8 protein-coding genes are annotated in these 7,475 nt (G+C 70.1%); 1 reads left to right on the top strand and 7 read right to left on the bottom strand.

Annotated elements, in window-relative coordinates:
* Positions 1-70: 70 nt before the first annotated feature.
* From AB0F91_RS46525 to AB0F91_RS46495, 7 genes are all read right to left on the bottom strand, one after another.
* Positions 71-457, bottom strand: a complete 387-nt coding sequence (locus AB0F91_RS46525; protein WP_360608850.1) for an NAD(P)-binding protein — start codon at positions 455-457, stop codon at positions 71-73.
* Between the two features lie 10 nt (positions 458-467).
* Positions 468-1,811: an NAD(P)/FAD-dependent oxidoreductase gene (locus AB0F91_RS46520; RefSeq protein ID WP_360608848.1), complete on the bottom strand. Its 1,344-nt coding sequence runs from the start codon at positions 1,809-1,811 to the stop codon at positions 468-470.
* Complete coding sequence (locus tag AB0F91_RS46515; protein WP_360608846.1) at positions 1,808-2,227, bottom strand: trehalase-like domain-containing protein; 420 nt, start codon at positions 2,225-2,227, stop codon at positions 1,808-1,810. Before AB0F91_RS46515 ends, AB0F91_RS46520 begins: the two co-directional genes overlap by 4 nt.
* A 104-nt stretch (positions 2,228-2,331) precedes the next feature.
* Positions 2,332-3,375, bottom strand: coding sequence for a cytochrome d ubiquinol oxidase subunit II (locus AB0F91_RS46510; RefSeq protein WP_360608844.1), 1,044 nt, complete (start codon positions 3,373-3,375; stop codon positions 2,332-2,334).
* Positions 3,372-4,832, bottom strand: coding sequence for a cytochrome ubiquinol oxidase subunit I (locus AB0F91_RS46505; protein WP_360608842.1), 1,461 nt, complete (start codon positions 4,830-4,832; stop codon positions 3,372-3,374). The genes AB0F91_RS46510 and AB0F91_RS46505 overlap by 4 nt, the downstream gene beginning before the upstream one ends.
* A gap of 337 nt (positions 4,833-5,169) precedes the next feature.
* Positions 5,170-6,651, bottom strand: a complete 1,482-nt coding sequence (locus tag AB0F91_RS46500; protein WP_360608840.1) for a DUF389 domain-containing protein — start codon at positions 6,649-6,651, stop codon at positions 5,170-5,172.
* Positions 6,651-7,043 carry a hypothetical protein gene (locus tag AB0F91_RS46495; RefSeq protein WP_360608838.1) on the bottom strand — a complete coding sequence of 131 codons (393 nt, stop codon included), beginning with the start codon at positions 7,041-7,043 and terminating at the stop codon, positions 6,651-6,653. Before AB0F91_RS46495 ends, AB0F91_RS46500 begins: the two co-directional genes overlap by 1 nt.
* A gap of 218 nt (positions 7,044-7,261) precedes the next feature.
* Between AB0F91_RS46495 and AB0F91_RS46490 the strand changes: the two genes are divergently transcribed.
* Positions 7,262-7,475 (top strand): hypothetical protein (locus AB0F91_RS46490; RefSeq protein WP_360608836.1); only part of this gene is annotated, 214 nt, incomplete at its 3' end.

The following is a 7,475-nucleotide window of genomic DNA, read 5'->3' as shown; positions in this document are numbered from 1 at the left end:
GCCAGGACAGCGTCGAGGAGACCTGGCGGATCATGCAGCCGCTGCTCGACGCGCCACCGCCCGTGCACACCTACACCCCCGGCAGCTGGGGTCCGCACGGCTCCATCTCGTCGTATCCGATGGGCCATGCGGGTGAGACGCCGCCGTGGTGCTTGAGCTCGCCGAAGTCTCGCTCGCGCAGCCGGTACAGCGCGGCTCCGTAGAACTTCGTCGCACCGCCGACGAAGTAGCGGTCCTGAGGCTGGAACGGTTTTCCCTTGTCGTCGAACCACTTGTCGGGCGACACGTAGCGGTTGTCGACGAAGAGAGCTTCGGCGTCCCAGTTCTGCGCCTCTCGGGGCAGCCAATCGCCGCGTTCGAGGATCAGCACGCGCTTTCCCGACGGCGCGAGGCGGTGTGCGAGGGTGCCGCCACCGGCGCCCGAGCCCACGATGATGACGTCGTAGTGCTCGGTCATGCTGATCTCCTCAGGAGCTGTCGGCTTTCGGCCCGGAGCCGCCGCGATGGACCGAGATGTGCGGGACGTCCGCGGCGTCGTCTCCCCAGGCGATGCGCTGGGGTTTCGTGGACCACTCGACGGTCGCGGCGTGGTCGCGTTCGAAGTAGTCCCACGCCCAGGAGACGAAGGCGTCGACCTTGCTGTGCGCGCCGCTCAGCAGCATCGCGTGGACTCCGAGCCAGGCGGCGAACGCGACCGGGCCGTCGACCTGGTGCCGGTGCTTGCCGACCTCGGCGACGGCCGCGTTGCGCCCGATCATCGCCATGATGCCCTTGTCCTTGTAGTGGAACGGTTTCGTCGGCTGTCCGGCTCGCCGGCGCAGGATGTTGGCCGCGGCCCAGTCGCCGGACTGCTGGGCCACCGAGCCCAGCTGCGGCAGCGTTGGGCCGTGCCGCGCCGGGATGTTCGCGGCGTCCCCGATCGCGTACACGCCCGGGTGTTCCTCGACAGTCAGGTCGGGCAGCACGTCCACCCGCCCGCCGCGACCGGTCTTGAGCCCGGCGGCGGCCTGCACCACCGGTGCCGCCGACTCGCCGCCGCCCCAGATGACGGTGCGGGTGCGGATGACGGTGCCGTCGTCGAGCTCAACCCGGTCGGCGTGTACGGAGGCGACGCCCGTGTCCAGCCGGGGTTCGGCGCCCTGCTCGGTGAGCCGTTTGTGCGCGTACTTGTGCGATCGGTCGGAAAAGGCGCCGAGCAGCGTGCTGCCGCGGTCGATCAGGAAGATCCGCCCGGACTTCGGTATCCGGTCCATGGTCGCGAGGGCGGTCATCAGCTCGGTGAGCGCGCCGGTGATCTCGACGCCGGTCGGGCCGCCGCCCACGACGACGATGTCGAGCGCGTCCTGCTCGAGCTCCCCGGCCGAGACCGCCCGCACCAGATCCTGCACGTGGAGCCGGAGCCGCTCGGCGTCGGCCACCGAGTAGAGCGGGAACGCGTGCTCGGCGGCGCCCGGGACACCGAAGTACTCGGGTTGTGCGCCGGCCGCGAGCACCAGCTGTGATCCGCTGATCTTCTCGCCGTCGGACAGCGTCAGGGTGAGGTTCGCGAGGTCGACCTCGGCGACGTGCGCGGTCCGGACCTCGACCGTCGGGTAGGCGTGGAAGATCACCCGGTGCGGGCGCGCGATGTCTTCCGCGGGCAGCTGCGCGGTGGCGACCTGGTAGAGAAGCGGCTGGAACTGGTGGTAGTCGTTGCGGTCGACGAGGGTCACCCCGATGCCTTCGTCACCGAGCCGGTGGGCACAGGCGACTCCCGCCAGCCCGCCGCCCAGCACCAGGACGTTCCGGCTTTCGTCACGCTGCCCGGTCACAGTGACAGCTCCCGGTCCATCTCGCCGACCATCGCGAGCGCGGAGACCAGCCACAACGAACAGATCAGTAACGTGCCTTCCTTTCCGGACAGCCCGTCGTCGGTCTCGTCGGTCTTGTAGCGCAGGACATAGCCGTTCTCGGTCAGCTCGTCGGCGATCGCGTCGACCGTCTTGCGCATCCGTTCGTCGGTGCCCGGCAGGAAGCCGAACAAAGCCGCGAGCCTGACCCCGTGGGGCCCGAACCGGAAGGATCCGGCTCCTCGGTCGAGCAGGTTGCCGAAGGCGCTCGGGGCGTCGAACGCGCGCAGGCAGAGCCAGTCGACGGATCCGTCCGGAGCGACCAGGGCACCGGTGTGGCAGTCGGACAGGAACGCGTAGTCGGCGATCCGCGGGAAGGGCGAGGTCGTGGCGTTCACGGAGGCTCCTTCACAGTCGTGACGCGCGGAGTCGCGGGCCTGCTTCGACGATTGATGGACCGGGCGGTGCGGCAATCACCTTTCGCAGGTGATTGCGGTCCGGCTCAGCCGGGCTCGGTGTCGCCGGCGCGGTCGGCGGGGTCCTCGACACCTTCCTCGGGCAGCAGCCGACGCTGGTCGAGCACGTAGAGCAACACGAACCCGGGCAGCACGATCAGCACCGCCCCTCCCACGGCGACCAGCAACGCGATCAGGGTGCCGGTCGGTGCGGCCGCGGCGGAGACGGTGAGGCTCTCCGGCAGCAGGTACGGCCACTGGGCGACGCCCCAGCTGAAGATGATGCAGGCGACCGCGACCACGGCGAGCACCCGCGCACCGCGCGCGGCGTCGCGGACCAGCAGCACCAGGGCGCCGAACCCGGCCAGGACGCTGAGCACGACCGGGGGCAACGCCCACGAGGTCAAGCGGCCGAAGACATACGGGGCCGAGGCGCTCAGGACGACGAAGCCGATCACGGCGACGATGGCCGCGACCACGGCGCTCACGACGGCGCGGCGGCGGAAGTAGCCGGCCAGAGCGGTGTCACCTGCTCGCCGTGCGTCCCACACCAGGTACACCGCCGCCAGGTACGCGGCCAGCACGACCGCCAGCCCACCCGTCACGAGCGAAGTCGGGTTGAGCCAGCTGCCCACCGGGTCGCCGGCCACGCCACCGGCCGGCACGCGACCGGACGCGATACCGCCCGCGATCGCGCCGAAGCAGAAGGGAACGAGCACCGACGAGAGGGCGAACGCGCCACCGAAGACACGACGGACGCGAACGGTGACCACAGACTTGCGGAACGCGAAGCTCGCACCGCGCAGCACGATGCCCAGGGCCGCGATGGTCAGCGGGACGAACATGGTAAGCGTGATCGACTGGTAGGTCGTGGGGAAGGCCGACCACGTGACGACGAAGATGAAGATCAGCCAGACGTGGTTGGCCTCCCACACCGGGCCGATCGATCGCTCGATCAGGCCGCGCGGTGCGGCACCTCGCTCGGGCCCGCCGGCGATCAGGTCCCAGAAACCGGCGCCGAAGTCGGCTCCGCCGAAAACCGCGTACGTCGCCAGCGCGACCAGCAGCACAGCGGCGACAGCGGTGCTCACGGCTCGGACTCCGCGGCCTTGGCCGGCTCGGGCTTCTCCGCCGGCCCGTACGGTGTTTCCATGTCGAGGAACCCGCCCGCTCGGCGGAAGCGCCTGCTCATCGAGCGCAGCACCATGATCGTCGTCACTCCGAGTGCGAGGTAGAGCACGATCACGGCGATGAAAGTGATCCAGACGCCGGTGTTGCCCGTCGCCGCGGCCTCGACCTTCATCAAGTTGTAGACGATCCACGGCTGGCGGCCGACTTCGGTGAGCACCCAGCCGGCCTCCATGGTGACGACGGCGAGCACGCCCGAGCACGCCGCGACGCGCAGGAACCACTTGCCCGCCGGCATGCGCCGCCGGAACAACCAGACCGCGCCGTACCAGACCGCCAGCAGCAACAGCAGTGACCCGAGACCCACCATCACGTCCCAGGCCAGGTGGACGACGTTGGCCTCCAGGACCGTCGGACGCGTGTCGGCTGGCACGCTGTCAAGTCCCTGGATGACGGTCGACCGGCCGGTGCCCGGGTCCGACAACCACGACGCCATGCCCGGGATCGGGATGCCTCCGGTGACCGTGCCGTCCTCGTTGAGGTGGCCCAGCAGTGTCTCGGGAACATCCGAACTGGTCGTCGGCACCAGTTCGATCGCGGCGAATTTGACCGGCTGGTTGTCATAAACCCAGCGCGCCAGGGTGTCGCCCACGCCTATCTGGATCGGCGTCGCCACCGCGGCGACGGTGAACGGGATGGTGAACCCGAGCTTGTGGTAGCGATCGACCCTGCCGCGCAGCATCCCGACCGCGTAGACCGACGCGATCAGGAACCCGCCGACCAGGTACGCGGCGACAACCATGTGCGCGGCCTGCAGCGGCATCGCGTCGTTGAAGATCACCGCGAGCGGGTCGACGTCGATGATCTCGCCCTGCGCGTTCGCCGTGAACCCGGACGGGGCGTTCATCCAGGCGTTCGCCGCGACCACCGAGACCGAGCCGAACACCCCGGCGAGGGCGATCGGCACGCCGGTCCAGAAATGCGTCCACGGTTTCAGGCGGCGCCAGCCGAAGATGTAGATCGCGACGAAAATCGCCTCGGTGAAAAAGAACAGTCCCTCGAACGCGAACGGGATCCCGAAGGCCTCGCCCCAGATCCCCATGAAGCGGGGCCAGAGCAGACCGAACTCGAAACTCAGCACGGTCCCGGTCACCGCGCCCACCGCGAAGGTGATGGCCATGTACTTCGACCAGCGCTGCGCAAGCACCAGTGCGGCCCGGTCGTCCTTCCGCAACGCCCGGTAGTTCGCGATCAGGACCATGAACGCCCACGACACACCGAGCGGCACCAGGATGATGTGGAACCCGAGCGTGAACGCCATCTGCGAACGCGCCCACGGCACGGGATTCACGGCAGCCATCGTCGCCAAGCCGGTCAACGTCTCGCCCACGATCACCCCTACCTCCTGGTGCACGGCCACCGCCGCTCGGTGGGTTCGCCGATTGCGGCGCCGGGCCGACCCTCTCCGGTCCCGATCCCGACGGGCATCACCCCGCAGAGATGACGTCGACCGCGGATCGGATCGCGCCTTCACCGCTGCCGCCCGCCGATCGCGTCCTTGTCGTTGACCGCCGCGAGCTCCCCCCGCTTCTCGCGATGGCCCAACGCGACCCCGGCGGCCTCGCGTGCCTCGCAGGAGCCGTTCACCCACGCAACCCATCACTGCGACGCGTAGCGGGACCTCGACGCCTCGCAGGGCCGCGCTGTTGGCTGGAGGCAGCCGTGACGGTTTTTTTGCACAACCGGCAAAGTCGTCGTCAGGGCAGCGACTCGGCCCGGATCCACTGCACGCGGACGGTGACCGGGCGGCCGGTGGCGTCCCGGACCGCGGTCTGGAGGTCGGCGACCGGGGGTGGCCGGGCGCCGGAGGCGACCAGCGCCTCGACCGTGTTGCCGTCGACGCTGAGTTGGAGCACGAGGGAGATCTGGTCCGGGCCGATCCAGTCGGTGAGCTCGGTGCGCACGACACTTTCCAACTCGTCCGCCTCCACGGTCTGCCATCCTGTGGTGGCCAGGGGTACCGCGAGGCCGGCGAGCAGCACGGCTGTCGCCACCGAGATCGTGAGCAGTCGCCTGCCCGCCCGTTCGACCGCGGCGCCGAACCCGGTCATCAGCAGTACCCCGCCGACCGCGATGACGATCGCCACCATGTTCACCGCGAACAGCAGGAACGCCCCGAGCGCTGAGTGAGTGTCGCCGCCGGTCAGCGCGGCGCCACACACGCACAGCGGCGGCACCAGCGACACCGCGACGGCCACCCCGGGCAGCGAACCGGCGACGTCCGCGCGGACCAGCGCGAAGCCACCGGCCGTGCCCGCGGCCAGTGCGATGGCCAGGTCGGTCAGGGTCGGGCTGGTTCTCGAGGTGACCTGTGCGTCCTGCAGCGAGGAGGCGAGATCGGGGAACGTCGCCGCGATCAGCATCGCCACCGTGAGAACCAGCGCTATCCCGCCGATCACGACCGCTGCGGCGACGAGTGCGCGCCGGGCCACACCGGACACCACGCCGGCCGCGAGCGCCTGGATGGGCACCATCAACGGCGCGACGATCATCGCACCGATCACCGTGGGGTCCGAGTCGGACAACACTCCGTAGGTGGCGATGACCGCCGCCAGCGTCAGCAGCACGACGAACCGGACCAGCCGGGTCCTGGTGCCGGGCCCGTCGAAGTACACCTCGTCCGCGATCCGCGCCCGCTCGGTGTCGTCCATCGGACCGCGCGGCGGCACCGGTGCGATGGTGAGCGCCGCGATGTCGGCGCGCGTCGGAACCAGGACGGTGGCAAGTCCGCCACCGAGCCAGACGAATCCGACTGCGACGAGTGTGGCCTGACCGAACAGGTCCGGCGCGGCCAGGGTCGCGACGGCCAGGGCGAGCTCCGCGGTCCCCAGGAACACCAGCCACGGGCGCAGGAGCAGCGCCCGGCCCACCGTCGCCGCAGTACCCAGGTCGGCCAGCCCCCGCACCGCGATCAACGCACCCACCGCCAGCGACATCCGCGTCGCGTCGTGCCCGCCGAAAAGCAGGATGAGGCCGGCCACGGCCGGCCCCACTGACCTGAGCAGCCCGGCCGGACGGGCCGCCGGGGCGAGCCGGGCCGCCGAGATCGCCTCGACGAGAGTCACCGCGAGCAGCAGGCCCCCGAACACGGTGAGGGCCGTGCTCCGCTCGCCGGGAAACACGACCCAGGCCAGCAGCAACAGCAGTGCGGCCGCCGCGCGTGCCAGTCCCGGGCGCATCAAGACGGACCGGCCGGTTTGCCGGGCGTGCCAGGGGTCAGTGGACGACGTGCACATTCGCGCGTGGTACCCGTAGCCGGGTCAACACCGGTGCGGCGGGCACCACACCGACCGCCGCCTCCGAGCCGCAGGCACCGGCCGAGGTAGGGACCGAGTGCGTGCACCGAAATCAGGGCGATGGCCGGGTACAGGACCCGGACGAAGGTGATCTCGACCAGCGGCCTCAACGTCTCCTGGGCCTTCCGGGCATCGACGAGGCGCCCAGTGGCCGGCGGTGTGCCGACCGCAACGAACACGGTCGGCGCGACCAGGGGCACTCGGGCGAACCGGGCGGCGACCGCACCCCACACGAAGATCGCCACGGCGACGATCAGGACCGCTGTCACATCCATGGCGAGCCCTTCTGTCCCGTCGAAGTGTCTGCCTGCCTGCCCGGGCGGGGTTCACCCGCGAGGGATGAGTAGCGGGGTCACCTCTGTCGGCGCCGGTTGGCCCCGGTACTTCTCGATCCACTCGTTCGCCACGCCGGCCGGCGGCTTGCGCCCGTTCGGAACGCCCGGGCGATCACGGCTTGTCACCGCGTTCGTCGTCCTCATAGGACAATGTTGCGGTGCTGCCGATGACCTGCTCGCGCGGCACGCGTAACCGCTTGACTGATGGGCCGCATGAAGTCGCGGCCGCCGCCGGATGCGATACAAGTCACCGCTGGAAATCCTCAACACGCCGCGCCTACGCGGATGTCGCCGACGTGCCCGAGCAACAGGCGGTCAACATCCGCAACCGGTCCTACGCCATCGGGTCCCTTGTGGACATTCCGGGCAACG

Source organism: Amycolatopsis sp. NPDC023774, from assembly GCF_040639695.1.
Lineage (GTDB): Bacteria > Actinomycetota > Actinomycetes > Mycobacteriales > Pseudonocardiaceae > Amycolatopsis.
The sequence above is the reverse complement of the archived record's forward strand: the minus strand, read 5'-3'. Positions and strand labels throughout refer to the sequence as shown.

What these genes read in the sequence shown, in the direction of transcription:
- AB0F91_RS46500 (WP_360608840.1), bottom strand. Translation starts at nt 6,651, where the DNA reads ATGCGCCCGGGACTGGCACGCGCGGCGGCCGCACTGCTGTTGCTGCTG.
- AB0F91_RS46495 (WP_360608838.1), bottom strand. Translation starts at nt 7,043, where the DNA reads ATGGATGTGACAGCGGTCCTGATCGTCGCCGTGGCGATCTTCGTGTGG.
- AB0F91_RS46525 (WP_360608850.1), bottom strand. Translation starts at nt 457, where the DNA reads ATGACCGAGCACTACGACGTCATCATCGTGGGCTCGGGCGCCGGTGGC.